The organism is Streptomyces sp. NPDC037083 (assembly GCF_055606485.1).
The window spans coordinates 232,815-257,178 of record NZ_JBVJSQ010000010.1; the positions used below are offsets into that span (position 1 = coordinate 232,815).

Consider the following 24,364-nt stretch of genomic DNA (forward strand, 5'->3'; position numbering starts at 1 on the left):
CCCCGAGTTCCACACGTGTGGGTGACGAAGGGCGCCCGCGCCGTAACGTAACGTCGCAGTCGTGATCGAACCGCTCGCACCAGCCCCACCCGGTGCCCCGCCGCCCTGGCGCGGCCCCGCGCGGCTCCCCGTCCGGCCGGCCACCGGGCGGTTCCTGGTCCTCGCCTGCGTCTTCGTCTGCGCGGCCTGCGGTCTGGTCTACGAACTCGAACTCGTCGCGCTCGCCTCCTACTTGATGGGCGACTCCGTCACCCAGGCGTCCGTCGTGCTGTCCGTCATGGTCTTCGCGATGGGCATCGGCTCCCTCGCCGCCAAGCGGCTGCGCCGGTTCGCCGCGGCCGGCTTCGGCGCCCTGGAGGCGACCCTCGCCCTGGTCGGCGGCTGCAGCGCCATGGCCCTGTACGCCGTGTTCGCCTGGACGGGCGCTTGGGGCGGCCTGTGGGCCGACGGCCCCCGCGTCCTCCTCGTCGCCTTCTCCCTGGCCATCGGCCTGCTCATCGGCGCCGAGGTGCCGCTCCTCATGGAGCTCATCCAGCGCGTCCGCCGCCAGGACGCGGGCGGCGCGGTGGCCGACCTGTTCGCCGCGGACTACGTGGGCGCTCTGGTGGGCGGCCTCGCCTTCCCGTTCCTGCTCCTGCCGTTCCTGGGCCAGCTGACGAGCTCGCTGCTGACCGGCGGGGTCAACGTCGTGGCCGGGGCCCTGCTGGTGCTGGGGCTCTTCCGCCGCGACCTCACCTGCCGCGCCCGCTGCCTCCTGCTCGTCGCCAACATCACCGTCCTCGGCGTCCTCGCCTCCGCCGCCGTCCTCGTCGACGACTTCGAACGGGCGGCGCGGCAGGCGATGTACGGCGACCACGTGCGGGTGGCGGTGCGGACCGGCGTCCAGGAGATCGTCCTCACCGGCGGCGCCGAGGGCCGCCCCCTCGACCTCTACCTGGACGGCCGTCTCCGCTTCGCGGGCCGCGACGAGCGTCGCTATCACGAGGCCCTGGTCCACCCCGCGATGAGCGGCCGCCACGCGCGCGTGCTGATCCTCGGCGGCGGGGACGGCCTGGCCGCCCGCGAGGCCCTCGGCCACCCCGGCGTGCACCGCGTCGACGTCGTGGCACTCGACCCCGGCCTGGTCCGGCTGGCCCGCACCGACCCGGCCCTGTCCCGCCTCAACGGCCACGCCTGGGGCGACCCGCGCGTCCACGTCGCCACCGGCGAGGCCTTCACGTGGCTGCGCGGCGCCCCTCCGGCGACGTACGACGTGGTCGTCACGGACCTGCCCGACCCCGGCATCACGGCGAGCACCAAGCTCTACTCCCAGGAGTTCTACGGCCTGGCCCGGCGCGCCCTGGCCCCCGGCGGCCGCCTCGTGGTGCACGCCGGCCCGGTCGCCACCCGGCCGCGCGTGTTCTGGACGGTCGAGGCGACGATGCGCGCGGCGGGCCTGCGCACCGCCCCCTACCGCGTGGACGGCCGCGGCGGCGGCTTCGCCGCGGGCCCGGACCGCACGGCCGACGCCTCCCGGGCGCCCGGCGACTGGGGCTTCGTCCTGGCGGCCGCCGGGGCCCGTCCCCCCCTGCGTCTCGACGACCCCGAGCGCCCCGCGCGCACCCTGACCCAGGCGGCGCTGACGGCGGACGCCCGGGCCGCGGAAGCCACCCGGGTGCCGGGGGTCGAGGCCTCCACGCTGGTGCATCCGCGGTACTGACGAGTCCGCGTCGGCCGTACCGGCGGTCGGTCCCGGGAAGACCTGCGCGGAGGGTACGGACGCGCAGGTGACCTGGTCCCGGCGGGTTGCCGGCGCGTACCACCGGTCGTGGCCCGGCGAGGCGGAATCCCGGTTTCGCCGGGTGCTTTCCGGCACTTGCTGGGTAGGCTCCGCACTCATGGAGCATGAGGTGTTCGTTCCGGTTCCGGCCGAGCGGCTGAGGGCGGCACTCGCCGATCCCGCGCAGGTGGCCCGGGCGGTCCCCGGGCTCCAGCAGGACGTCGGCACCGAGCCCGTGGCGGGCCGGCTGAAGGTCCGCATCGGCGGCCACACCATCACCTACCGGGGCGCCGTACGCGTTTCGCCGCTCGAGGACGGCGGCTTCGCCGTGTCGGGCGACGCGACCGAGGCTCGCGGCAGCGGTTCGGTGAAACTCGCGCTCACACTGCGACTGCGGGAGGCGGACGCGGGCGCCGCCGACGGCACCACGCTTCGCTTCGAAGGCACGGTCTCGGCGGACGGCCGGGTCACCGAGCTGCCCCCGGAGGCGGTCGGCTCGGCGGTGGCCCGCCTGCTGAACCGTTTCGCGGGCAACCTGGGAGCGGCAGCCGCACCGGAAGCCCAGCAGACGGCGGACGACGACGACACCGAAGCCACCGAAGCCACGGAAGCCGCCGACGACGCCGAAGCCACCGAAGCCACCGACGACGCGGATGCCCTCGACGCTCTGGACTCCCCGGACGACGTCGACGAACCCGCGGACCACGGCGGGTTCGAGGCGGAGGTGCCGCCCTCCGCGCCGGAGGACCTGCCCGGTCCCGGGGAGCCGCCCGCCGAGGCCGCGCACGCGCGCCGCACGATGATCGGCCGCAGCGCCGAGGAGGTGGACCACGCTCCGCCGCGCGGGCGCTACGCGCCGGTCCCGGCCCCGCAGACCGTCGTCCCGAACAGCACGCTGCGGTGGGCCGCTCCGGCGGCCGCGCTGGTGGTGGCGTCGGCGATCGTGGTGGGCAGGGCGCTGCGCCGACGAGGCTAGCGGCGGCGTGCCCGGGCGCGGGTGCCTTCCTCCCGCGCCCCTGCTCCGCGGCCCCCCTCGGATGTCCCAGTAGGGTCGTCCCGTGAGTGACGAAGACATCACGCTGACCGCGGGTGACGCGGAGGTGACCGTGCAGCCGGGCAATGGCGGCCGGGTCGGTGGGCTGCGCGTCGGCGGCCTCGAACTGCTGCGCCAGGGCGAGCGGTTCGGCTGCTTCCCGATGGTCCCCTGGTGCGGCCGGATCCGCGACGGCCGCTTCCGGGACGGCGCGACCGTCCACCAGATGCCGCTCAACGCCGCGCCGAACGCCATCCACGGCACCGCCCGCGACGGCGCCTGGAAGGTCGCGCGGCGCACGGCGGACGACGTCGTGCTGACGTACGCGCTGGTGGATCCCTGGCCCTACGCGGGCCTGGTGACCCAGGTGATCACGCTGGCCGAGGACGAGCTGACCGTCGCGATGTCCGTGGAGACCCTCGACTCGTCCTTCCCGGCCCAGATCGGCTGGCACCCCTGGTTCAACCGGAACCTCGGTCCCGGCGACGGCCGCGACGGCCAGGACGTGCGGATCTCCTTCGACCCGGCCTGGCAGGAGGAGCGCGGCGACGACCATCTGCCGACCGGCAACCGCATCGACCCCCTGCCCGGTCCCTGGGACGACTGCTTCGGCATGCCCGGCGGCGTCGACGTCACCCTCACCTGGCCCGGGCAACTGGAGCTGAAGGTGACCAGCCCCGAGGAGTGGGTCGTCGTCTACGACGAGCAGGAGGCGGCCGTGTGCGTGGAGCCGCAGACCGGCCCGCCCGACGGTCTGAACACCCTCCCGCGCCTGGTCACCCCGCTGGAGCCGCTGGAGGCGACGACCACCTGGTCGTGGACCCGCCTCTGAGCGTCGCCTCTAAGCTGAGGGGCATGACGGACACACGCGGCGCGCTGCTGCAGCAGATCAAGGACAAGGCCGTGGTGCACGGCAAGGTGACCCTGTCGTCGGGCCTGGAGGCGGACTACTACGTCGACCTCCGCCGCATCACCCTCGACGGGGAGGCCGCCCCGCTGGTCGGTCAGGTGCTGCTCGACCTGACCGCCGAGCTGGACTTCGACGCCGTCGGCGGGCTCACCATGGGCGCCGACCCCGTCGCCGCGGCCATGCTGCACGCGGCCGCCGCGCGGGGACGCAGGCTGGACGCGTTCGTCGTACGCAAGGCGGCCAAGGCGCACGGGCTGCAGCGGCGGGTCGAGGGCCCGGAGATCAAGGGCCGCCGGGTCCTCGTGGTGGAGGACACCTCCACCACCGGTGGCTCGCCGCTCGCCGCCGTGGAGGCCGTGCGCGAGGCGGGCGCCGAGGTGGTGGCCGTGGCGACCATCGTGGACCGGGCCACCGGCGCCGACGAGAAGATCCGCGAGGGCGCGGGCGTGCCCTACCTGTTCGCCTTCTCGAAGGACGAACTGGGACTGGACTGACCGGCCCCCGCCGGCTTCGTCGGCCCGCCCCCGCAGGCTCCCTCGGCCCGGCCCCGTCGGCTTCCTCGGCCCGGCCCCGACCGGTGGGCGGACCAGGCATGGACCATTCGCGCATCTCTGGAAAGATGGGGCCGACGACGACGTCGAACCCCAAGGTCTAGGTCAGGGCCGTAGTACGCATATCGCCAACCCGCACAATCAAGGAGCGGACAGATGCCCATCGCAACCCCCGAGGTCTACAACGAGATGCTCGACCGGGCGAAGGCAGGCAAGTTCGCCTACCCGGCCATCAACGTCACCTCGACGCAGACCCTGCACGCGGCGCTGCGCGGCTTCGCAGAGGCGGAGAGCGACGGCATCATCCAGATCTCCACGGGTGGCGCCGAGTTCCTGGGCGGCCAGTACAGCAAGGACATGGTGACGGGCTCGGTCGCGCTCGCCGAGTTCGCGCACATCGTCGCCGAGAAGTACCCGGTCACCGTCGCCCTGCACACGGACCACTGCCCGAAGGACAAGCTCGACGGGTACGTACGTCCGCTGCTCGCGGTCTCCGAGGAGCGCGTGAAGGCCGGCCGCAACCCGCTCTTCCAGTCGCACATGTGGGACGGCTCCGCCGAGACCCTCGCCGACAACCTGGAGATCGCGCAGGAGCTGCTCGCCCGCGCCGCCGCCGCGAAGATCATCCTCGAGGTGGAGATCACCCCGACCGGCGGCGAGGAGGACGGCGTCTCGCACGAGATCAACGACTCCCTGTACACGACGGTCGACGACGCGGTGCGCACGGTCGAGGCGCTCGGCCTCGGTGAGAAGGGCCGCTACCTGCTCGCCGCGTCCTTCGGCAACGTTCACGGCGTGTACAAGCCGGGCAACGTGGTGCTCCGTCCCGACCTGCTCAAGGAGCTGAACGAGGGCGTCGCCGCGAAGTACGGCAAGCCGGCCGGCTCCCAGCCGTTCGACTTCGTCTTCCACGGCGGCTCCGGCTCCACCGCGGAGGAGATCGCGACCGCGCTGGACAACGGCGTCGTCAAGATGAACCTCGACACGGACACGCAGTACGCCTTCACGCGTCCCGTCGCCGACCACATGTTCAAGAACTACGACGGCGTCCTGAAGGTCGACGGCGAGGTCGGCTCCAAGAAGACCTACGACCCGCGGACCTGGGGCAAGCTCGCCGAGGCGGGCATGGCCGCGCGCGTCGTCGAGGCCACGCAGCACCTGCGCTCGGCGGGCCAGAAGATCAAGTAAGCCTCCGCGCGAGGCCCCGTGACCCCCCGAGGGGTGTCACGGGTACGGGTGAGCCCGGCGTCTGTCTACGGCGCCGGGCTCGCTGTATACCTGGGGGCATGCCCGATGTCCGGCTGGCCTCGTCCCAGGGCAGGTGGATCCTGTTCACCACCGTGCTCGGCTCCAGCATGGCCCTGCTGGACTCCACCGTCGTCAACGTGGCGCTCCCGCGCATCGGCCGCGACCTGGACGCCGACCTGGCCGTCCTGCAGTGGACGGTCAACGCGTACCTGCTGACGCTGGCGGGGCTGATCCTGCTCGGCGGCTCGCTGGGGGACCACTACGGGCGGCGCAAGGTCTTCGTGGTCGGGGTGGTGTGGTTCGCCGCCGCCTCGCTGCTGTGCGGGATCGCCCCGAGCGCCGGGGTGCTGGTCGCCGCGCGCGCCCTGCAGGGGGTCGGCGGCGCGCTCCTCACCCCGGGCTCCCTGGCCATCATCCAGGCGTCCTTCCACCGCGACGACCGGGGGCGGGCGGTGGGCCTGTGGTCGGGGTTCGGGGCCATCGGGGCGGCCGTGGGGCCGTTTCTTGGCGGCTGGCTGGTGGACGGCCCGGGCTGGCGGTGGGTGTTCCTGCTGAACGTGCCGCTGGCGCTGGTGTGCGTGCCGGTGGCGTTGCGGCACGTGCCCGAGTCGGCCGGCGGGGCGTCGCCCGCGAGCCTCGCCGGGAGCGGGCCCGGGAAGGGGAAGGGCGGTACGCGCGGCCGCTTCGACGTGCTCGGCGCCTTCCTTGGCGCGCTGGCGCTCGCCCTCGTCACCTACGCCCTGATCGAGGCCGGGAGCGGACCCCCGGGGGTCGTCACGGGGGCCGCGGTCGGGGGTGTGGCGGCCGGCGTGGCCTTCGTGGCGGTGGAGCGTCGCCGCCCGGACCCGATGCTGCCCCTCGACATCTTCGCCTCCCGTCAGTTCACGGCCGTCAACCTGGTCACCCTGTGCGTGTACGCGGCCTTCGGCGGGTTCTTCTTCCTCTGCGCGGTCCAGCTCCAGGTCGTGGCCGGCTGGTCCGCCCTGGGCGCGGGCACGGCGCTGCTGCCGACGACCGTGCTGATGCTGCTGCTGTCCGCCCGCTCCGGCGAACTGGCCGAGCGGATCGGTCCGCGCATCCCGCTCACCGCCGGCCCGCTGCTGTGCGCCGCCGGGATGCTGCTGATGCTGCGGGTGGGGCCGGACGCGTCCTACGTCGCCGACGTCCTGCCCGGCGTCCTGGTCCTCGGCCTCGGCATGGTCGCATTGGTCGCCCCGCTCACCGCGACCGTCCTGGCCTCCGTGGACGTCGCCCGGGCGGGCATCGCCAGCGGCGTCAACAACGCGGCGGCGCGGGCGGCGGGCCTGGTCGCGGTGGCCGCGCTGCCCCTGCTCACCGGGATGGGCCCGGAGGCGTACCGGTCCCCGTCCGCCTTCGACGACGCGTTCCGCCGGGCGATGGTGTTGTGCGCGGGGGTGCTGGCGCTGGGAGCGGTGATCGCCTTCACGAGGGTGCGCCACCTGCCCCCGGACTGCCGCAGGCCCGAATGCAGAACCCACGGCAGTGTCCTCGCACCCCCGCTCGAGGGGGAGAGGTCGAGGGGACGGCTCTCCTAGGGGGCGGTGCGCCGGGCGGGCGGCCCCGTGCCGCGGCCCTCGGGGGCGGCCGGCTCGCGCCCCGTGTGCGGGTGGGGTGCGTTTCGCGGAGCGGGCGGGGCCGCGGGCCGCCGGATGGAGGAGACTGGACGCATGTCCATTCACGAAAACCTCCTCGGGGGCCCGCCCCCGACCCACCTCCCCGACGACCCCGAGCCGCGCGAGCTCCTCGCGAACGGCACGGCGCCCGCCGACGTCGCCGCGAAGTACCCGACGTCCTCGCTGGCCTGGGCTCAGCTCGCCGACGACGCGTTCGAGCGCGGCAGCGTGGTGGAGTCGTACGCGTACGCCCGAACGGGGTACCACCGCGGCCTGGACAGCCTGCGCCGAGGCGGCTGGAAGGGGCACGGCCCGGTGCCCTGGGAGCACGAGCCGAACCGCGGGTTCCTGCGCGCCCTGCACGCTCTCGCCCGCGCCGCGCAGGCGATCGGCGAGCAGGAGGAGTACGAGCGCTGCACGCAGTTCCTGAAGGACTCCTCGCCGACGGCGGCCCAGACCCTGGGTTAGCGGCAGGCGGCGCATGGCCCGTCCGGTCCTGGTGTGACCGGACGGGCCTTGCGTTTTCGGGTGGCGATTGCGCAGGATGCCGGTGGGGACCGGGGCCCCCGTGTCGGTAACGGCAGGGGCGGACCGCTACCCGGAGTACACAACAGGAGACAGCGATGTCCCAGCAGGCTCAGCCTCACGAGGCTTCGGAGCCCGAGACCCCGCATCTCGACTTCGCCGGCACGACGCCGTACGAGGACTACGTCAAGGCGGACGTGCTCACCCACCTCCAGCACACCCTCTCCGACGATCCCGGAGAGATGGTCTTCCTGGTCACGACCCAGGTCATGGAGCTGTGGTTCACGGTCATCGTCCACGAGTGGGAGACGGCGGCGCGCGCCCTGCGCTCGGACGACGTACCGACGGCGATCGCCGCGCTGAAGCGTTCCGTCCGCGAACTGGACGCGCTGAACGCGTCGTGGAGGCCGCTCGCTCAGCTGACCCCGGCCCAGTTCAACTCCTACCGCTCCGCGCTCGGCGAGGGCTCCGGCTTCCAGTCGGCGATGTACCGGCGCATGGAGTTCCTGCTCGGCGAGAAGTCCGCGTCCATGCTGGTCCCGCACCGCGGAGCGCCCCGCGTCCACGCGGAGCTGGAGAAGGCGCTGCACGAGCCGAGCCTGTACGACGAGGTGCTGCGCCTGCTGGCCCGCCGCGGCCACGCGATTCCCTCCTCCGTCCTGCAGCGTGAGGTCTCACAGCGGTACGAGCCCGCGGCGGAGGTCGAGGCGGTGTGGACGGCCGTGTACGCGGGCGACGAGTCCGACGAGACGGCGCGCCTCGGCGAGGCGCTGACGGACGTCGCCGAGCTGGTGTGGCGCTGGCGCAACGACCACCTCGTCGCCACCCGCCGCGCGATGGGCGCGAAGACCGGCACGGGCGGCTCGGCCGGCGTGACCTGGCTGGAGAAGCGCGCGCAGAAGAACGTCTTCCCCGAGCTGTGGACGGCGAGGTCCCATGTCTGACCTCTCCCTCAGGGCCCACGAGCTGGACGCGGGCGATGAACTCTCGGGCGCCCGCGCCCTGTTCGTGCTCGACGACGGTGTCTACCTCGACGGCAACTCGCTGGGCGCGCTCCCGCGTTCCGTCCCCGGCCGCGTCGAGGACGTCGTGCGCCGCCAGTGGGGTGCGCTGAAGATCCGTTCCTGGGACGAGAGCGGCTGGTGGACGGCGCCCGAGCGGATCGGTGACCGGATCGCGCCGCTGGTGGGCGCCGCGGCCGGGCAGATCGTGGTCGGCGACTCGACGAGCGTCAACGTGTTCAAGGCGCTCGTGGGAGCGACGCGCCTGGTGGACGACGCCCGCGACGAGATCCTCGTCGACGCGACGACCTTCCCCACGGACGGCTACATGGCCGAGTCCGCGGCCCGGCTGACCGGCCGCACGCTGCGCCCGGTGACGCCCGCCGAGGTCCCGGCGGCGCTGTCGGGGCGGACGGCCGCCGTCCTGCTCAACCACGTCGACTACCGCACCGGGCGGCTGCACGACCTGCCGTCGCTCACCGCCGCCGTGCGCGAGGCCGGCGCGATCGCCGTGTGGGACCTGTGCCACAGCGCGGGCGCCCTGCCGGTGGGCCTGGACGAGCACGGCGTGGACCTCGCGGTCGGCTGCACCTACAAGTACCTGAACGGCGGCCCGGGTTCACCGGCGTACCTGTATGTGCGCACCGGGCTGCAGGACCGTTTCGACTCCCCGCTGCCCGGCTGGAACTCGCACGCCGAGCCCTTCGGGATGCGGGAGGCCTACGAGCCGGCGGCGGGCGCCGTGCGCGGGCGCGTGGGCACGCCGGACATCCTGTCGATGCTCGCCCTGGAGGCGGCGCTCGAGGTCTGGGACGGGGTGTCGGTCCGGGCGGTGCGGGCGAAGTCGCTGGCCCTGACGGACTTCTTCCTGGACTGCGTGCACGCGTACGTGCCCGAGGGGCGGGTGGAGTCGCTGACTCCGGTGCGTCACGAGGAGCGCGGGAGCCAGGTGGCGCTGCGCTGCGCGGACGCCGGCGACGTCATGAAGCGGCTGATCGAGCGCGGGGTGGTCGGCGACTTCCGCCGTCCGGACGTCCTCCGGTTCGGCTTCACCCCGCTGTACGTCGGGTTCGCGGACGTGGAGCGGGCGGCGCGGACGCTGGCGGAGGAACTGCGCTGATCCGGCCGACGGGCTGATTGAGCCGACCGGCTCTCCTGGGCGTACTTGGGGGTACGTCCAGGAGACCGGAACCGCCTGGCGGGCAGCCCGACGAGATGGCACGACAGCAGAACCGTTTACCTCTCACCGTGCGTGACATCCCCGTGTCCGCGCACGTCACGGGCCTGATACCGTCCCGGCCAACGGCCGAGTTCCCCCCTGGTCCGCCAAATCCTCCCCCAGTGCCGAAAGCCTGGGAGGTACCCCCATCGCCGCTGAGAGGTTGGAGCATGCCGGACGACGTTGTCGCAGCCCGGGCCGCCGCCGAGGAGGAGTCGGCGTTTTCCCATCCGCCCGTCGACCCCGACGTCACCCTGACGTACGGCGACCACCCCGACCAGGTGATCGACTTCTACGTCCCGCGCGTGGCGGTGGGCCCGGGCGGTCCCGTTCCGCTGGTCGTCGTGCTGCACGGCGGGGCCTGGCGGGCGCCGTTCGACCGGCGGTACATGACGCCGTTCGCGGACTACCTGGCCCGGCGGGGGTTCGCCGTCGCCAACGTCGAGTACCGGCGCGGCGCGAGCCCGGACCCGGGCCCGGTCCCGGAGGGGACGCCCCCGATCGCGGGGCGCTGGCCCGACACCTTCGACGACGTCGCCGCCGCCCTGGACGCGCTGCCCGACCTCGTCCGGCAGGCGCTGCCGCAGGCCGACGTGCGCCGCACGGTGCTCACCGGCCACTCGGCGGGCGGGCACCTCGCGCTGTGGGCGGCCGCCCGGCATGTGCTGCCCGTCGGCGCGCCCTGGCGCACTGTCCGTCCCGTCCCGCTGCGGGGCGTCGTGGCGCTGGCCGCGATCGCCGACTTCGCGGTCGCCGAGAAGCTGGACGTGTGCGGCGGGGCGGCCCGTGAACTCCTGGGCGGAGAAGGGCAGTTCGAGGAGCGCAGGCTGTCGGCCGACCCCGCGCTGCTGCTGCCGACCGGCATCGCGACGACGCTGGTCCAGGGCCGCGGCGACCTGGTCGTCCCGCAGGCGGTCGCGGAGGCGTACGCGGACGCGGCGGCGAAGGCGGGAGAGGTGGTGGGCCTGACCCTCCTGGAGGACGTCGGCCACTTCCCGCTGATCGACCCGGCGGCGGACGCGTGCGCGGTGGTCGCGGAGGAGATCGCGCAACTGGCGTGGTGACGTGCGGCGGCCGCAACCCGGCCTCCGCTCCGGCCCCGGGTACGACACCTACTGCCCAGGGCCCCGGACCCCGTAGGTGTCGTACCCGTAGTACCTGAGAGCTACGTCGCAGGACAGCTCCACGGTGGGACGCGAACGACGAGCGTCGATCCGTAACTTCCAAGCCAGCGAAGCCCGACGGCCGGGCGGACTGGTGGGGGAGGGGCGCGATGGCGCAGCTTCGAAGGCGCGGACGGCGGCGCGGCGGAGGCGGGGAAGAGGGCGCGCCCGGGGGGCGGAGGGGGCTCCGCGCCCTGCTGGCCCTCCTCATCACCGCCGCCGTGGTCGTCCCCCTCACCGCGGCCGCGGCCCGGCCGCGCATCCCTGCGCCGGCCCCCGCCGCCCTCGCCCTGGTGACGGCGGCGACGCTGGAGGAGGCGTACGCCGCCAACCGGGCCAACGCCGCGCTGGCGTCCCGGATGGCCGCCGCGCACGGGGACCGGCACCGCGCGTCCGCCGACCGCGCCCTGGCCGCCCCCTCCCGCAGACTGCTCTCCTTCGACGGCCGCGGTCCCGGCCGGGCGGTCGAGGTGTTCGGCGACCTCGCCCACGCCGATCGCGTCGCCGTCCTCGTCCCGGGCTCCGACACCTCGCTGGACACCTACGAGCGCTTCCGCGCCGGGGCGGCCGCACTGCGGCAGCGGCTCACCCGCCAGCCGGGGGCCGGACCGCGTACGGCGGTGGTGGCGTGGCTCGGCTACTCCACCCCCGGCACGATCTCCACGACCGCGATCACTTCGGCCCGCGCCGAGGAAGCGGCCCCGCAACTACGGGAGTTCCTGCGCGAGCTGCGTGCCGTCACCGGCGCGGGCGCCCGCGTCGCCCTTCTGTGCCACTCCTACGGCACCGTCGTGTGCGCTCGTGCCGTTTCCCACGCGGACGTGGGCGACCTGGTCCTGCTCGGCAGCCCGGGCACCGGCGTGGAGTCGGCGGCGGATCTGCACACCCGTGCCCGGGTCTGGGCGGCCCGCGGCGCCGACGACTGGGTGGCGGAGGTCCCGCACGTCAGCGCCGGCCTGTTCGGCGAGACGGTCGGCTTCGGCGCCGACCCGATGTCCCCCTCGTTCGGCGCCCGGGTCTTCGCGGCGGGCTCCGGCGGCCACAGCGACTACTTCCGGCCGGGCTCGGCCTCGCTGGCCAACGTGGCCCGGATCGTCCTCGGCGAGACCTCGGAGGTCACCGGTGGGTGAGACACAGGAGACACGGCACCCCCGGCCGAGGGCGTCGGCCCGGCTGCGGCGGGCGGCCGCCCGGGTGGACGCCGCCACACCCCCTGATCGCGACCGGGCCGTGGACGCGCTGCGGGCCCTGGCGATCCTCGGCGTCGTCCTCGGCCACTGGCTGGTGACGGCGCTCGTCGCCGACGGCGGCGCCCTGCGCGCCGCGAGCCCGCTGGGGCCCATGCCCTGGCTGGCCCCGGTGTCGTGGACGTTCCAGACGCTGGCCGTGTTCTTCATGGTGGGCGGCCATGTGGCGACCAGGAGCCTCGCCTCGGCACGGGCGCGCGGCGCAGGCTACGGCGGATGGCTGAGGAGCCGGCTGTCCCGGTTGTTCGTCCCGGTGGCGGCGCTCCTGGCGCTGTGGACGACGGCGGCGGTCGGGCTGCTGCTGGGCGGCGCGTCCTTCGTCACCGTGCACACCGTGGTCAAGCTGGCGCTGTCCCCCCTGTGGTTCCTGCTGGTCTTCGCGCTGCTGACGGCGGCCACCCCGCTGCTGGTCCGGCTCAACCCGCTGTGGCCGCTGGCCGTCGTCCTCCATGTGGACCTGGTGCGCTTCGGCCTGGGCGGCCCGCCATGGCTGGGCTGGGTGAACCTGGTGGCCGGCTGGCTGGTGCCGTACACCCTCGGCGCGGCCTGGAGCAGGGGAGACCTGGAACGCCCACGCGCCGGCTGGACTCTGCTCCTCGGCGGGGCGACGGCGACGGCGGTGCTGGTCTGCTGGGCCGGCTACCCGGCGTCGATGGTGGGCGTGCCCGGCGCCGCGGTGTCCAACCTCAACCCGCCGACGCTGGCCGCCGTCGCCTTCGGCCTCGCCCAGTGCGGCCTGGCCCTGCTGCTGCGCGACCGTCTGCGCGGGGCCATGACGCGCCCCCTGGCCTGGGCGGTGGTGGCACTGGTCAACCTCTCCGCGATGACGGTGTTCCTCTGGCACCAGACGGCCCTGATGGCGACGACTGCGACCGGACTCCTCGCGGGCCGCCTGCCCGGCCTGCACACCGTTCCCGACGGGCTGGACTGGGTGGCGTACCGGCTGCTGTGGCTGCCGGTCTTCGCCGCGGTGCTCGGGGTGTGCCGGGCGGCGTTCCACTCCCGCGAACGAAGGCCGCGCCCAGGGGACGGCCATGGGTCCCGGGTGGTGCGCGTGCACCGCGGCCGCCCCGGCCCGGCGGAAGTGAAGGCGGCCCGCAATGCCTAGGGTTGAGCCCGTGAACGGCGAGGAGAGCAGCAGGCCGCCCGACCGCTCCGCCCCCGAACGTGCGGGCAGGCCCCGCCTCCACCGCCTTCGCTGGCTGCGGTTTCCGGGGTATGTCGTGGTGTGCTGGGCCGCCCTCGGCATCGCACTGGCCTGCACGGACCAGATGGGCCGCTACGACGTGGGCGCGGAACTGGGGGTGCTGGTCGGTGTCGCGCAGGGGGTGGCCGTCGTCCTCGCCCTGTGGCGGCCGGCGCCCGCGTGGGCGCTGTCCCTGGCCGGAGTCGTCGTCGCCGCGCTGACCGCCCGGCCGACCCTGCAGGGCCATCCGCTGCCCGGGCCTCCCTGGCCGTGGACCACCGCCGAGGTCGTGGCCCACGCCCTCGTGCTCCTGCTGCTGGCGCTCCGCCTGCGGCCCCGGGTGTCGTTCGCGGTGCTCGGGGCCACGGCGTTGACGACGTGGCTGGTGCAAGGCCTCATCGGCGGGGCGACGTACACGTCGACGGGCCTCACGGCCGTCGGGATCTTCGGCGCGGTCGTCCTCGTCGGCACCGCCTTGCGCGGCCTCGGCGAGGCCCGCACCCAGCTCGTCGAACAGGAGACGATCACGGCGGAGGAACGCGCCCGCCGCACCGTCCTGGAGGAGCGCAACCGGATCGCGCGCGAGCTGCACGACGTGGTGGCCCACCACATGTCGGTGATCTCCATCCAGGCCCAGGTCGCCCCGCACCTGGTGGAGGACCCGTCCGAGGAGCTGAAGGAGAACCTCGCCGGCATCCGGCAGAACGCCCTGGAGGCGCTGGCCGAACTGCGCAGGGTGCTCGGCGTGCTGCGCTCGGAGAACCCGGAGGACCCCTACGGCCTGGGCGGGGCCGGTGCCGGAGCCGCCCCGGACACCCCGCAGCCCACACTCGAACGTCTCGACGCGCTGCTGGAGAACACCCGCGCGGCCGGTCTCGAGGTGGTCGCCGTCGTCGTCGGCGAGGCGCCCGTGTACCCGCCGGGCGTGCAGTTGTCGGCGTACCGGATGGTCCAGGAGGCGCTGAGCAACGCCCTGCGGCACGCGCCCGGCTCCCAGGTGCGGGTGACGGTCACCCACGACGCCCGGGGCCTGCACCTGGAGATCGTCAACTCCCGCCCGCGCCGACCCGTGCGGCCTTCTCCCGGAGCGGGGCACGGTCTGCTCGGCATGCGCGAGCGGGCGGCGATGCTCGGCGGCCACGTCGCCGCGTACCCGACCCTGCACGGCGGGTTCGCCGTGTCGGCGTTCCTGCCGAGAGACGGTGTGCCGTCCGACCTCGACGACTTCGAGGACCTCGGCACCCCGGAGGGCCTCGAACTCGTCTTCCCGGACGACCTGAACGACGCGGACGGCCTGCGCGGCCTGTCCGGCCCGCACGTCGACGCGAACGGGCCGTACGGCCGGGACCGACCGGACGACCGTCACGGCCGTCACGGCCCGGACGGCCGGGACGAACCGTCCACGACACGAGAAGGAAACCGATGACGACCGGCGGCACCATCCGCGTACTGATCGCCGACGACCAGCAGATGGTCCGGCAGGGCTTCACCGTGCTGCTCAACGCACACCCGGGCATCGAGGTGATCGGGCAGGCGGTGGACGGCTTCGACGCCGTGGCGAAGGTCGCCGAACTGGCCCCCGACGTCGTGCTGATGGACATCCGCATGCCCGACCTCGGCGGCATCGAAGCCACACACCGCATCACCCTCGCGCATCCGCACATCAAGGTGCTGGTGCTCACCACCTTCGACCTCGACGAGTACGTGTACGAGGCGCTGCGGGCCGGCGCGTCCGGATTCCTGCTGAAGGACGCCTCGGCGGACCAACTGGCCGAGGCGGTCCGGGTGGTGGCCAACGGCGACGCCCTGCTCGCACCCGGCATCACCCGCAAGCTGATCGCCGAGTTCTCCCGCCTCGACGGCAAGCCCAGGGCTCCGCTGAAGGAGCGGGTCGGCGACCTCACCGAACGCGAGACGGAGGTGCTCACCCTCATCGCGCAGGGTCTGTCCAACGCGGAGATCGCGAGCCATCTCGTCGTCGCCGAGCAGACCGTGAAGACGCACGTGGGCCGCATCCTGGTGAAGCTGGGCCTGCGGGACCGAACACAGGCGGCGGTGTTCGCGTACGAGTCGGGGCTGGTCAGACCGTCGGGGTACTGAGCTCGGGCGGCCCCGGCGCCACGCCGTGGCCGCCCCGGGCGGGTCCGTGGCACACCCCGGGCAGGTCCGTGGCACACCCCGGGCAGGTCCCCGTGGCACACCCTGGGCGACGCCCCTCGTGCCCCTCGGTGGCTCGCCCCACCCCGCCCCTCGGTGGCTCCCCGGTGCTCCCTCCGGGGCTCCCCGTCGGTCCCGTAGTACTTGAGAGGGATCCACCGGAACCCCTCTCACTGGTGACGACCGGGGCCCCCTCCTCCGCATACCGTTCTGAGCGTGACCGAGACGACGCAGACGCACCCCATGCGGCCGGACGACCCGGACGACTCCTACGAGGCCTACCGGCCCCGCAGCCCGGAGTTCCGGGCGGCCGTGGGCGCCCTGCGCGGCCTGCGGGAGGACCTCTTCCAGGACGCCTTCGCCTACCGCCCGCTGCCCCTCAGGAACCCCAGCGGCCGCCTCCTGCGCGGCCTGAAGGGCCGCAAGCGGGAGTACGCGACCTGGTCCCGGCACGCGGCGGTCGGGGCGGGCGGCGCACTGGCGATGCTGATCGCCTGGGGGGACGGCCAGGGCAGCTCCGTGGGCACCCTGAGCGGGCTGCTCGCCCTGGCGCCGGTGCTGCTGACGCTGGTGCGGCCGGTCGGCGCGTTCTGGCTGTCGCTCGCGGCGACCACGATCGTCGCCGGCATCGGCTCGACGTACAGCGAGTGGCCGTGGCTGCCGGGCAGTTTCACCGCCCACCTGATCGTCCTGACGGTCGTGGCGATACGCACCCGCCCGCGCACGGCGGCGTGGATGTGGCTGCTGACGGCGGTCTACGGCTTCATCGCCGAGACCGCGTTCGGCTGGGACCATCCGCTGAACAACGTCGCGCCCATGCTCGTGTTCTCCGCGATCCTCCTGCTCGCCGTCACCGTCTGGCACATCCGCCGGCAGGCCGAAGAGAAGGTGACGGCGCAGCAGACGGCGACCGCGCACGAGCGTTCCCGCCGCACCCTGCTCGAGGAGCGCACCACGATCGCGCGCGAGCTGCACGACGTGGTCGCGCACCACATGTCGGTGGTCGCCATCCAGGCGGAGGCCGCCCCCTACCGGGTGGAGAACCCGCCGCCGGAACTGGAGAAGGCCTTCGCCACGATCCGCGAGAACGCGGTGGCGGCCCTCACGGAGCTGCGCCGGGTGCTGGGCGTGGTCCGCGCCGAGGACTACGAGGTCCCCGACGCCCCGCAGCCGACGCTCGCCGAACTGGACGGTCTGCTCGCCAACGTGCGCGAGACGGGTCTGGACGTGGAGAAGACGGTCACCGGGGCGGTGCGCGAGCTGCCACAGGGCGTGGAGCTGTCGGCGTACCGGATAGTGCAGGAGGCGCTGAGCAACACGCTGCGCCACGCGCCCGGCGCGAGCGCACGCGTCGAGATCGGCTATGTGCTGGGCGGCCTGGGGCTGCGGATAGTCAACGGCGCGCCGCCGAACCCGACCCTGGTCAAACCTTCGCCCGGGGCCGGTCACGGGATCACGGGGATGCGGGAGAGGGTGACCATGCTGAACGGCGAGATGACGGCGGAGCCGACCCCGGCGGGCGGCTACGAGGTGACGGTGTTCCTGCCGGTGCCCGCCGCGAGTGAGGGTGGAACGTGACGATCCGAGTACTGATCGCCGACGACCAGATGATGGTCCGCGAGGGCTTCTCGGTCCTGCTGAACGCGATGCCGGACATCGAGGTGGTGGGCGAGGCGGTCAACGGCCGGGAGGCGGTGGACCGAGTCCGTGAACTGTCCCCCGACGTGGTCCTGATGGACATCCGCATGCCGGAGCTGAACGGCATCGAGGCGACGAGGGAGATCGTCGCGGCGGACGGAACGGCGAAGGTCCTGGTCCTGACCACCTTCGACCTGGACGAGTACGTCTACCAGGCGCTGCGCGCGGGAGCCTCGGGCTTCCTGCTGAAGGACGCGTCCGCGCGGCAACTGGCCGACGGGGTGCGGGTGGTGGCGGCGGGCGAGGCGCTCCTGGCGCCGTCCGTCACCAGACGCCTGATCACGGAGTTCTCGAAGCTGTCCGACGCCCCGCGGCTGTCGCCGACCGCGCAGGCGGCGTACGGCGACCTGACCGAACGGGAGACGGAGGTACTGGTGCTGATCGCCCAGGGCCTGTCGAACTCGGAGATAGCCGAGCGGCTGGTGGTGGCGGAGTCGACCATCAAGACCCACGTGAGCAGGATCCTGGTGAAACTGGGCCTGCGCGATCGCACCCAGGCCGCGGTGTTCGCCTACGAGGCGAGGCTGGTCACACCGGCCTAGGCGGCCGCCCGCGGCCACCGGCCGGGGCGGGCGTTCGAGGCCGGCGTCACCGGGGCTGGTGTCCGGGGCTTGCTGTCCGGGGCAACCGTCCGGGGCCGCCGCCTCGTCCCGTGCCACCGTCCGGGGCCGCCGCCTCGTCCCGTGCCGGCGCCCGGGGCGGCCACCGTCCGCGCCGCCGCCCTGCCCTGCCGTTCGGGGCCGCTGTCCGGGGCTCGCTGTCCTGCGCCGCCTTGTCCCGGGCCGCCGCCCTGCCCCGCTGTCCGGGGCTTGCAGTCCCGCGCCACCGTGCGGGGGCTCGCCGTCCCGCCCCGCCGCCTGCCCCGCTGTCCGGGGCTCGCCGCTTCCCGCGCCGGCGGGCAGCGGGCCTCTGCCCTCTGCCCGCCGCCGGTAGCGGGCAGAGGCTCAGACCCCCTGGTCAGCAGCTCGTCCACCGGCTAGCGTCCGTCCATGGCAGCAGCTGACGACCTCTCCTTCGATCCCTGGGACCCCGCGTTCGTGTCGGACCCGTACCCGGCGTACGCCGAGCTTCGGGAGCGGGGGCGGGTGATCTACTACGAGCCGACCGACCAGTGGCTGGTGCCGCGGCACGCGGACGTCTCGGCACTGCTGCGGGAGCGGCGGCTGGGGCGGACGTATCAACACCGGTTCACGCACGAGGACTTCGGGAGGACGGCGCCGCCGCCCGAGCAGGAGCCGTTCCACACCCTCAACGATCACGGGATGCTCGACCTGGAACCGCCGGACCACACCCGGATCCGGCGGCTGGTGTCCAAGGCGTTCACCCCGCGCACGGTGGAGCGGCTGAAGCCGTACGTGCGGCGGCTGGCCGGAGAACTGGTGGACCGGCTGGTGGCGGAGGGCGGGGGCGATCTGCTGAGCGACGTCGCCGAACCGCTGCCCGTCGCCGTGATCGCGGAGATGCTCGGGATCCCGGAGTCGGACCGGGCGCCTCTCAGGCCCTGGTCGGCGGACATCTGCGGGATGTACGAGCTGAATCCGTCGGAGGAGACCGCGGCGAGGGCCGTGCGGGCCTCCGTCGAGTTCTCCGGGTATCTGCGTGAGCTGATCGCCGAGCGGCGCAAGGAGCCGGGCGAGGACCTGATGTCGGGCATGATCGCCGCGCATGACGAGGGCGACCGGCTCACCGAACAGGAACTGATCTCGACCGCGGTGCTGTTGCTGAACGCCGGGCACGAGGCGACCGTCAACGCCACGGTCAACGGGTGGTGGACGCTCTTCCGGAACCCCGGGCAGTTGGCCGCGCTGCGCGCCGATCACTCGCTCGTACCGACGGCCGTCGAGGAGCTGATGCGGTACGACACCCCGCTCCAGCTCTTCGAACGGTGGGTGCTCGACGACATCGAGATCGACGGGACCGTCGTGCCGCGGGGGGCCGAGATCGCGATGCTCTTCGGTTCGGCGAACCACGATCCCGCCGTCTTCGCCGAACCGGACCGGCTCGACCTCACCCGCGCCGACAACCCGCACATCTCCTTCAGCGCGGGCATCCACTACTGCATCGGCGCACCCCTGGCCCGCATCGAGCTGGCGGCCTCCATGACCGCCCTGCTGGAGCGGGCCCCGACGCTCGCGCTCGCCGCCGAGCCACGACGCAAGCCCAACTTCGTGATCCGCGGGCTGGAGGGACTCACCGTGACCCTCTGATCCGCGCGATCCGCGCGACCCGGCCGCCCCGCGCGACCCGCCCGCCCCGCCGGCCGAGGCCTACTGGGCCGCCCGCCGGAGTCGCAGCGGTGCCGGGTGCCGGGTGCGCGTGCCGGGGCCCGGTGGTTACGACGTCGTCATGTCCCGTCGGTGGAGGGCTGCCAGTCCTGCTGTCACCAGCGTCACCGCCGTGGCCAGGAGCGCCGACACCGGGGCCCACTGCATGTCCCCGCCCGGCAGCTTCGGCAGGTGGCCGAAGGGGGACAGGTCCAGGACCGCCTGCGGGGCGTCCACGACCGGACCGATCCAGCCGATCAGCAGGATCGCGACCGCCACCCCCCACGCGGCGGGCGCCAGCCGTGGGGCGGTCCCGTAGAGCAGGACGGCCACGCCGCCGACCACCCACACCGCGGGCAGTTGCACCAGACAGGCGCCCAGGATCGGCCAGACCTCCCTGCCGTAGCCCGCCGCGAAACCGAGCCCCGCCAGGAGCATGATCAGCGCCGCTCCGCCGAAGGCGATCACCAGATGCCCGGCCGCCCAGCGCAGCCGGCCGACGGCGTTCGCCAGCACCGGTTCCGCGCGGCCGGAGGTCTCCTCGCCGTGCAGGCGCAGTACGGACGCGACGACGTACAGGGCCGCGATCAGGCCCAGCATGCCGATCATCGAGGCCAGGAACGCGTCCGTCAGCCCCGACCGGCCGCCCATCCGCTCGAAGACCTCGCGGGCCTTGTCGTTGTCGCCGACCAGATCGGCCGCACCCTCGGTCAGGCCGCCGTACACCACCCCGGCGAGGAGGAAGCCGGTGCTCCAGCCCAGCACGGCGCCCCGCTGCAGCCGCCAGGACAGGGCGGCGGCGGTGCCCAGGCGTCCGGCCGCCGGACCCGGCCGGGTGGGCAGGAAGCTCATGCCCACGTCCCGGCGGCCGGCCAGCCCGTAGGCCAGCGCGCCCTGTGCCGCGATCGCCGCCGCGAACAGCAGCAGCACCCACCACCGTTCGTCCGCGAACGGCCGCAGGTTCTCCAGCCAGCCGAGCGGGGACAGCCAGGTCAGCGCTGACGAACCGTCGTCCGCCGTGGAGTCGCCCGCGGCCCGCAGGACGAACGCCGCGCCCAGCACCGCCGCCGTCAGGCCTCGGGCCAGTCGGGCGCTCTGCGTGAGCTGCGCCGCGATCGCCGCCGTCGTGGCGAACAGCATGCCCACCGCGGCCAGGCCGAGGCCGAAGGCCGACGCCCCCGCCGCTCCCCGGCCGGCCAGCCCCGCCGTGACCAGCAGGGCCAGTACGGCGTTGGCGGCCCCGGCGGCCAGCAGCGCGGCCGTCAGCGACGCGCGCCGGCCGACCATGCCCGACGCGATCAGTTCCTGACGGCCGCTCTCCTCCTCGTCGCGGGTGTGCCGCACGACGACCAGCAGGCTGGTCACGGCGGCGAGCGCGGCCGCGTACACGCCGACCCGCCATGCCGTGAGCGCGCCGATCGAGTCGTCGAAGACGGGGCCGATCAGGGCTCGCAGCGAGGTGTTGGTCGCCAACTGCCGCAGCAGGTCGGCCCGTTCGGCCGGGGTGCCGTACAGGCTCTCCAGGGTGTTCGGCATGGAGAGGACCATCAGGGTGGTCACGGCCGTCCACACCGGGATCAGCACGCGGTCGCGGCGCAGCGCGAAGCGCAGGAGAGGGACGGTGCCCACGAGCGTGGTCATGCCCCCGCCTCCTGGTAGTGGCGCAGGAAGAGCTCCTCCAGCGTCGGCGGCGTCGACGTCAGCGAGCGCACCCCGGCCTCGCTCAACGACCGCAGGACGGCGTCGAGTTTGTCCGTGTCCACCTGGAGGCGCACGCGCGTTCCCCGGACGTCGAGGTCGTGCACGCCGGGGAGGCGGGTCAACCCGTTGGGCGGGCCGGCCAGTTCGGCCGTCACGCTGGTCCGGGTGAGGTGGCGCAGGTCGGCCAGCGTGCCCGTCTCCACCGTGCGGCCCTTGCGGATGATGCTGACGCGGTCGCACAACTCCTCCACCTCGCTGAGGATGTGGGACGACAGCAGGATCGTCCGGCCCCGGTCGCGCTCCTCCTCCACGCAGCGCTGGAAGACCTCCTCCATCAGGGGGTCCAGTCCCGAGGTCGGTTCGTCGAGGATGAGCAGGTCGACGTCCGAGGCGAACGCGGCGACCAGGGCGACCTTCTGGCGGTTGCCCTTCGAGTAGGTGCGGCCCTTTTTCGTCGGGTCGAGCTCGAAGCGGTCGACGAGGTCGGCCCGGCGGGCCGCGTCCAGGCCTCCGCGCAGCCTGCCGTACAGGTCGATGACCTCGCCGCCGGAGAGGTTGCGCCAGAGGGTCACGTCGCCCGGCACGTACGCGATGCGGCGGTGCGCCTCGACCGCGTCGGTCCAGGGGTCGCGTCCGAGGATCCGTGCGGTGCCCGAGTCGGCGCGCAGCAGCCCGAGCAGGACGCGGATGGCGGTGGACTTGCCCGCGCCGTTGGGGCCGAGGAAGCCGTGCACCTCACCGGTCTCGACCTCCAGGTCCAGGCCGTCGAGGGCGTGGGTGCGTCCGAAGGACTTGTGCAGTCCGGACACGGTGATGGCCTTCGTCATGCTCCAGAACGTACGCTTCCTTCAGAACTTTGTGAAGTTAAGGAAGAGAGTGAATCGCCGTTAGGATGGGTCCATGAGCGAGACAGCTGATGGGCGCGACGCGGACGCCGTGTCGCGGTTCGTCGAGTCCTTCGCGGCACAGCTCGTCGAGGCCGGGATGCAGCGGATGCCCGCCCGGGTCTTCGCCGCGCTCCTCTCCTCGGACGAGGGCGCGATGACCTCCGCGGAGCTGGGCGACCAGTTGCGGATCAGCCCGGCGGCGGTCTCCGGAGCGGTGCGCTACCTGGCCCAGCAGCACATGGTCTCGCGGGAGCGCGAGCCAGGTTCGCGGCGCGAGCGCTACCGGGTGCACAGCAACCAGTGGTACGAGGCCCTCACCAACCGCGAGGCGGTGCTCAAGCGCTGGGAGGGCGCGCTGCGCGAGGGTGTTGCCGGCCTCGGCGGCGACACCCCCGCCGGTCGCCGTATGGCCGAGACGCTCGCCTTCTTCGAATTCGTCGACGGCGAGATCTCGGCCATGATGGCTCGCTGGCGGGTCGAGCGCGAGCGGCTGTTCGGCCCCTGAACCGCGGGTGTCAGCGCTCCCTGGTCTCCTCCAGCACCGTCCGCCCCAGCAGCCGGTACCTCTCCGGAGAGCGCCGCTTGAGGTACTGCGCACAGCCCACGCCGGCCACCGCGATCAGTGCGACCAGCCACGGCGTCGCCTTCAGTACCGCCGAACCCGACTCCGGTCCCGCCGCGGCCCCCATGTTGGACACCAGCAGCGCGACCACCGCGAGCATCGCGATGCCGCCCACGAGGGGCGCGGTGAAGGTCCTGAACCAGTGCCGGCTCTCGGGGTGGTGGGAGCGGAAGTACACCAGCACCGCGAACGAGCACACCGCCTGCACCACCAGGATCGCCATCGTGCCGAGGATCGCGAGCAGCACGTACGTGCCGGTGTAGGGGTCCTTTCCCGCCGCCCAGAACGCGCCGATCAGGACGGCCGAGACGACCGTCTGGACCAGGCCCGCGATGTGCGGAGAGCCGTGCCGGGGGTGGGTGCGCCCGACCGTGCGCTTCAGGGAGGGCAGGACGCCCTCGCGGCCCAGCGCGTACATGTAGCGGGCGGCGCAGTTGTGGAAGGCCATGCCGCAGGCCAGCGAGCCGGTGATCATCAGCCACTGCATGACGTCGACGGCCCAGTGGCCGACGTACCGCTCGGTGGGGCCGAAGAAGAGGGCCAGCGGGTCGGCGGTGGCGACCTTCACGGCCTGCGACCGGCCGGTGCCGATGATGGCCATCCAGGAGACGAAGACGTAGAAGACGCCGACGCCCAGGACCGAGATCATCGTGGCCTTGGGGATGATCTTCTTCGGGTTGCGGGACTCCTCGCCGTACATCGCCGTCGACTCGAAGCCGACCCACGACCAGAAGGCGAAGAAGAGGCCGAGGCCCGCGCTGGTCCCCTTGAAGGCGTTGACCGGGTTGACCGGGTCGACACTGAAGCCGTCCGGGCCGCCGCCGTGCAGGGCGACCGAGATCGCCATCGCCGCGAGGATCGTCACCTCGGTCGCGAGCAGGACCACCAGCAGTTTCTCGGCGACGGAGACGCCGAACCAGGTGCCCGTCGCGTTGACGGCGAGCATCAGTGCCGCGAACGCCCACCAGGGGATGTGCAGTCCCGTCTGGTCCTCGAGGGTCGTGGTCGCGAAGGAGGAGAAGATGCCGATCAGCGCCGGCTCGAAGACGGCGTAGGCGAAGGTCGCGAGCAGCCCCGAGGCGAGGCCGGCCGAGCGGCCCAGGCCGTAGGAGATGAAGCCGTAGAAGGCGCCCGTCGAGGTGATGTGCTTCGCCATCGAGGTGAAACCGACGGAAAAGATTGCCAGGACGACCATTGCGACGAGGTAGCTCGCCGGGGCCCCGACGCCGTTGCCCGACGACACCATGAAGGGCACGTTGCCCGTCATCGCGGTGATCGGCGCGGCCGTGGCCACGGCCATGAAGACCACTCCGAGCAGGCCCACGGCGTTGGGCTTGAGCCGGTGAACGGCCTCGCCGCCGCCCGTCTTCGCCTCGGGGGCGACGCCCTCCTGCACTGCCATCGGGTGGCCCCTTCCGTTGCCGTCCGCGCGCCGCGACGACGCCCTGATGCAGGAGGATGGTGCAGTCCCAATGAGTCGTTCAAGGGGTTGGGCCGGTTAAATATTTGTCAATCAGACCTTTAGAAGGCCGACACCGGCAGAGCGGGACGCCGGTTCG

21 protein-coding genes are annotated in these 24,364 nt (G+C 73.4%); 18 read left to right on the top strand and 3 right to left on the bottom strand.

Going from position 1 to position 24,364, the window contains the following annotated elements; all coding sequences use genetic code 11:
- Positions 1-61 precede the first annotated feature (61 nt).
- From ACZ7DE_RS26420 to ACZ7DE_RS26500, 17 genes are all read left to right on the top strand, one after another.
- Entirely contained in the window at positions 62-1,699 is a 1,638-nt protein-coding gene (locus ACZ7DE_RS26420; RefSeq protein ID WP_470765306.1) for a polyamine aminopropyltransferase, read from the top strand.
- Positions 1,700-1,877: 178 nt separating this feature from the next.
- Positions 1,878-2,735: an SRPBCC domain-containing protein gene (locus tag ACZ7DE_RS26425; protein ID WP_470765308.1), complete on the top strand. Its 858-nt coding sequence runs from the start codon at positions 1,878-1,880 to the stop codon at positions 2,733-2,735.
- An 82-nt stretch (positions 2,736-2,817) separates the two neighbouring features.
- Complete coding sequence (locus tag ACZ7DE_RS26430) at positions 2,818-3,624, top strand: aldose epimerase family protein (protein WP_470765310.1); 807 nt, start codon at positions 2,818-2,820, stop codon at positions 3,622-3,624.
- Between the two features lie 23 nt (positions 3,625-3,647).
- The gene (gene pyrE, locus ACZ7DE_RS26435; protein WP_470765312.1) at positions 3,648-4,196 is read left to right on the top strand and encodes an orotate phosphoribosyltransferase; all 549 of its coding nucleotides are present in this window, start codon (positions 3,648-3,650) and stop codon (positions 4,194-4,196) included.
- 213 nt (positions 4,197-4,409) lie between these two features.
- Positions 4,410-5,441, top strand: a complete 1,032-nt coding sequence (gene fbaA / locus ACZ7DE_RS26440) for a class II fructose-bisphosphate aldolase (protein WP_470765314.1) — start codon at positions 4,410-4,412, stop codon at positions 5,439-5,441.
- Between the two features lie 98 nt (positions 5,442-5,539).
- Positions 5,540-7,057, top strand: a complete 1,518-nt coding sequence (locus ACZ7DE_RS26445; protein WP_470765316.1) for an MFS transporter — start codon at positions 5,540-5,542, stop codon at positions 7,055-7,057.
- A 132-nt stretch (positions 7,058-7,189) separates the two neighbouring features.
- Positions 7,190-7,603 carry a DUF3151 domain-containing protein gene (locus tag ACZ7DE_RS26450; protein ID WP_470765318.1) on the top strand — a complete coding sequence of 138 codons (414 nt, stop codon included), beginning with the start codon at positions 7,190-7,192 and terminating at the stop codon, positions 7,601-7,603.
- A 155-nt stretch (positions 7,604-7,758) separates the two neighbouring features.
- The gene (locus ACZ7DE_RS26455; protein WP_470765320.1) at positions 7,759-8,604 is read left to right on the top strand and encodes a tryptophan 2,3-dioxygenase family protein; all 846 of its coding nucleotides are present in this window, start codon (positions 7,759-7,761) and stop codon (positions 8,602-8,604) included.
- On the top strand, positions 8,597-9,781 hold the full coding sequence (kynU, locus tag ACZ7DE_RS26460) for a kynureninase (protein ID WP_470765322.1): 1,185 nt from the start codon (positions 8,597-8,599) through the stop codon (positions 9,779-9,781). The genes ACZ7DE_RS26455 and kynU overlap by 8 nt, the downstream gene beginning before the upstream one ends.
- Before the next feature lie 269 nt (positions 9,782-10,050).
- On the top strand, positions 10,051-10,944 hold the full coding sequence (locus tag ACZ7DE_RS26465) for an alpha/beta hydrolase family protein (protein WP_470765324.1): 894 nt from the start codon (positions 10,051-10,053) through the stop codon (positions 10,942-10,944).
- A gap of 209 nt (positions 10,945-11,153) precedes the next feature.
- Complete coding sequence (locus tag ACZ7DE_RS26470) at positions 11,154-12,173, top strand: alpha/beta hydrolase (protein WP_470765327.1); 1,020 nt, start codon at positions 11,154-11,156, stop codon at positions 12,171-12,173.
- Positions 12,166-13,398: an acyltransferase family protein gene (locus tag ACZ7DE_RS26475; RefSeq protein WP_470765330.1), complete on the top strand. Its 1,233-nt coding sequence runs from the start codon at positions 12,166-12,168 to the stop codon at positions 13,396-13,398. The genes ACZ7DE_RS26470 and ACZ7DE_RS26475 overlap by 8 nt, the downstream gene beginning before the upstream one ends.
- A 10-nt stretch (positions 13,399-13,408) precedes the next feature.
- Positions 13,409-14,902, top strand: a complete 1,494-nt coding sequence (locus tag ACZ7DE_RS26480) for a sensor histidine kinase (RefSeq protein WP_470765332.1) — start codon at positions 13,409-13,411, stop codon at positions 14,900-14,902.
- The gene (locus tag ACZ7DE_RS26485; protein WP_470765334.1) at positions 14,899-15,576 is read left to right on the top strand and encodes a response regulator; all 678 of its coding nucleotides are present in this window, start codon (positions 14,899-14,901) and stop codon (positions 15,574-15,576) included. Before ACZ7DE_RS26480 ends, ACZ7DE_RS26485 begins: the two co-directional genes overlap by 4 nt.
- A gap of 273 nt (positions 15,577-15,849) precedes the next feature.
- Positions 15,850-17,211 carry a sensor histidine kinase gene (locus tag ACZ7DE_RS26490; RefSeq protein WP_470765335.1) on the top strand — a complete coding sequence of 454 codons (1,362 nt, stop codon included), beginning with the start codon at positions 15,850-15,852 and terminating at the stop codon, positions 17,209-17,211.
- Positions 17,208-17,873: a response regulator gene (locus ACZ7DE_RS26495; RefSeq protein ID WP_470765337.1), complete on the top strand. Its 666-nt coding sequence runs from the start codon at positions 17,208-17,210 to the stop codon at positions 17,871-17,873. The genes ACZ7DE_RS26490 and ACZ7DE_RS26495 overlap by 4 nt, the downstream gene beginning before the upstream one ends.
- A 447-nt stretch (positions 17,874-18,320) precedes the next feature.
- On the top strand, positions 18,321-19,538 hold the full coding sequence (locus ACZ7DE_RS26500; protein WP_470765339.1) for a cytochrome P450: 1,218 nt from the start codon (positions 18,321-18,323) through the stop codon (positions 19,536-19,538).
- Between the two features lie 126 nt (positions 19,539-19,664).
- On the opposite strand, the gene ACZ7DE_RS26505 is transcribed toward ACZ7DE_RS26500, so the two are convergent.
- Complete coding sequence (locus ACZ7DE_RS26505) at positions 19,665-21,236, bottom strand: ABC transporter permease (protein ID WP_470765341.1); 1,572 nt, start codon at positions 21,234-21,236, stop codon at positions 19,665-19,667.
- Positions 21,233-22,123 (bottom strand): ABC transporter ATP-binding protein, encoded by an 891-nt coding sequence (locus ACZ7DE_RS26510; protein ID WP_470765343.1) that lies wholly within the window; start codon positions 22,121-22,123, stop codon positions 21,233-21,235. Before ACZ7DE_RS26510 ends, ACZ7DE_RS26505 begins: the two co-directional genes overlap by 4 nt.
- Before the next feature lie 73 nt (positions 22,124-22,196).
- Here ACZ7DE_RS26510 and ACZ7DE_RS26515 point away from each other — a divergent pair, with 73 nt between their 5' ends.
- A complete protein-coding gene (locus ACZ7DE_RS26515; RefSeq protein ID WP_470765344.1) occupies positions 22,197-22,688 on the top strand; it encodes a GbsR/MarR family transcriptional regulator in 492 nt (163 codons plus the stop codon).
- A gap of 10 nt (positions 22,689-22,698) precedes the next feature.
- Here ACZ7DE_RS26515 and ACZ7DE_RS26520 read toward each other — a convergent pair whose 3' ends face one another.
- Complete coding sequence (locus ACZ7DE_RS26520) at positions 22,699-24,207, bottom strand: APC family permease (RefSeq protein ID WP_470765346.1); 1,509 nt, start codon at positions 24,205-24,207, stop codon at positions 22,699-22,701.
- Positions 24,208-24,364: the final 157 nt, after the last annotated feature.

Excerpts from the sequence above, each read along its gene's own strand:
- ACZ7DE_RS26425 (WP_470765308.1), top strand. The coding sequence starts at position 1,878 with ATGGAGCATGAGGTGTTCGTTCCGGTTCCGGCCGAGCGGCTGAGGGCG.
- pyrE (WP_470765312.1), top strand. The coding sequence starts at position 3,648 with ATGACGGACACACGCGGCGCGCTGCTGCAGCAGATCAAGGACAAGGCC.
- fbaA (WP_470765314.1), top strand. The coding sequence starts at position 4,410 with ATGCCCATCGCAACCCCCGAGGTCTACAACGAGATGCTCGACCGGGCG.
- ACZ7DE_RS26445 (WP_470765316.1), top strand. The coding sequence starts at position 5,540 with ATGCCCGATGTCCGGCTGGCCTCGTCCCAGGGCAGGTGGATCCTGTTC.
- ACZ7DE_RS26450 (WP_470765318.1), top strand. The coding sequence starts at position 7,190 with ATGTCCATTCACGAAAACCTCCTCGGGGGCCCGCCCCCGACCCACCTC.
- ACZ7DE_RS26455 (WP_470765320.1), top strand. The coding sequence starts at position 7,759 with ATGTCCCAGCAGGCTCAGCCTCACGAGGCTTCGGAGCCCGAGACCCCG.
- kynU (WP_470765322.1), top strand. The coding sequence starts at position 8,597 with ATGTCTGACCTCTCCCTCAGGGCCCACGAGCTGGACGCGGGCGATGAA.
- ACZ7DE_RS26465 (WP_470765324.1), top strand. The coding sequence starts at position 10,051 with ATGCCGGACGACGTTGTCGCAGCCCGGGCCGCCGCCGAGGAGGAGTCG.
- ACZ7DE_RS26470 (WP_470765327.1), top strand. The coding sequence starts at position 11,154 with ATGGCGCAGCTTCGAAGGCGCGGACGGCGGCGCGGCGGAGGCGGGGAA.
- ACZ7DE_RS26485 (WP_470765334.1), top strand. The coding sequence starts at position 14,899 with ATGACGACCGGCGGCACCATCCGCGTACTGATCGCCGACGACCAGCAG.
- ACZ7DE_RS26500 (WP_470765339.1), top strand. The coding sequence starts at position 18,321 with ATGGCAGCAGCTGACGACCTCTCCTTCGATCCCTGGGACCCCGCGTTC.
- ACZ7DE_RS26505 (WP_470765341.1), bottom strand. The coding sequence starts at position 21,236 with ATGACCACGCTCGTGGGCACCGTCCCTCTCCTGCGCTTCGCGCTGCGC.
- ACZ7DE_RS26510 (WP_470765343.1), bottom strand. The coding sequence starts at position 22,123 with ATGACGAAGGCCATCACCGTGTCCGGACTGCACAAGTCCTTCGGACGC.
- ACZ7DE_RS26515 (WP_470765344.1), top strand. The coding sequence starts at position 22,197 with ATGAGCGAGACAGCTGATGGGCGCGACGCGGACGCCGTGTCGCGGTTC.
- ACZ7DE_RS26520 (WP_470765346.1), bottom strand. The coding sequence starts at position 24,207 with ATGGCAGTGCAGGAGGGCGTCGCCCCCGAGGCGAAGACGGGCGGCGGC.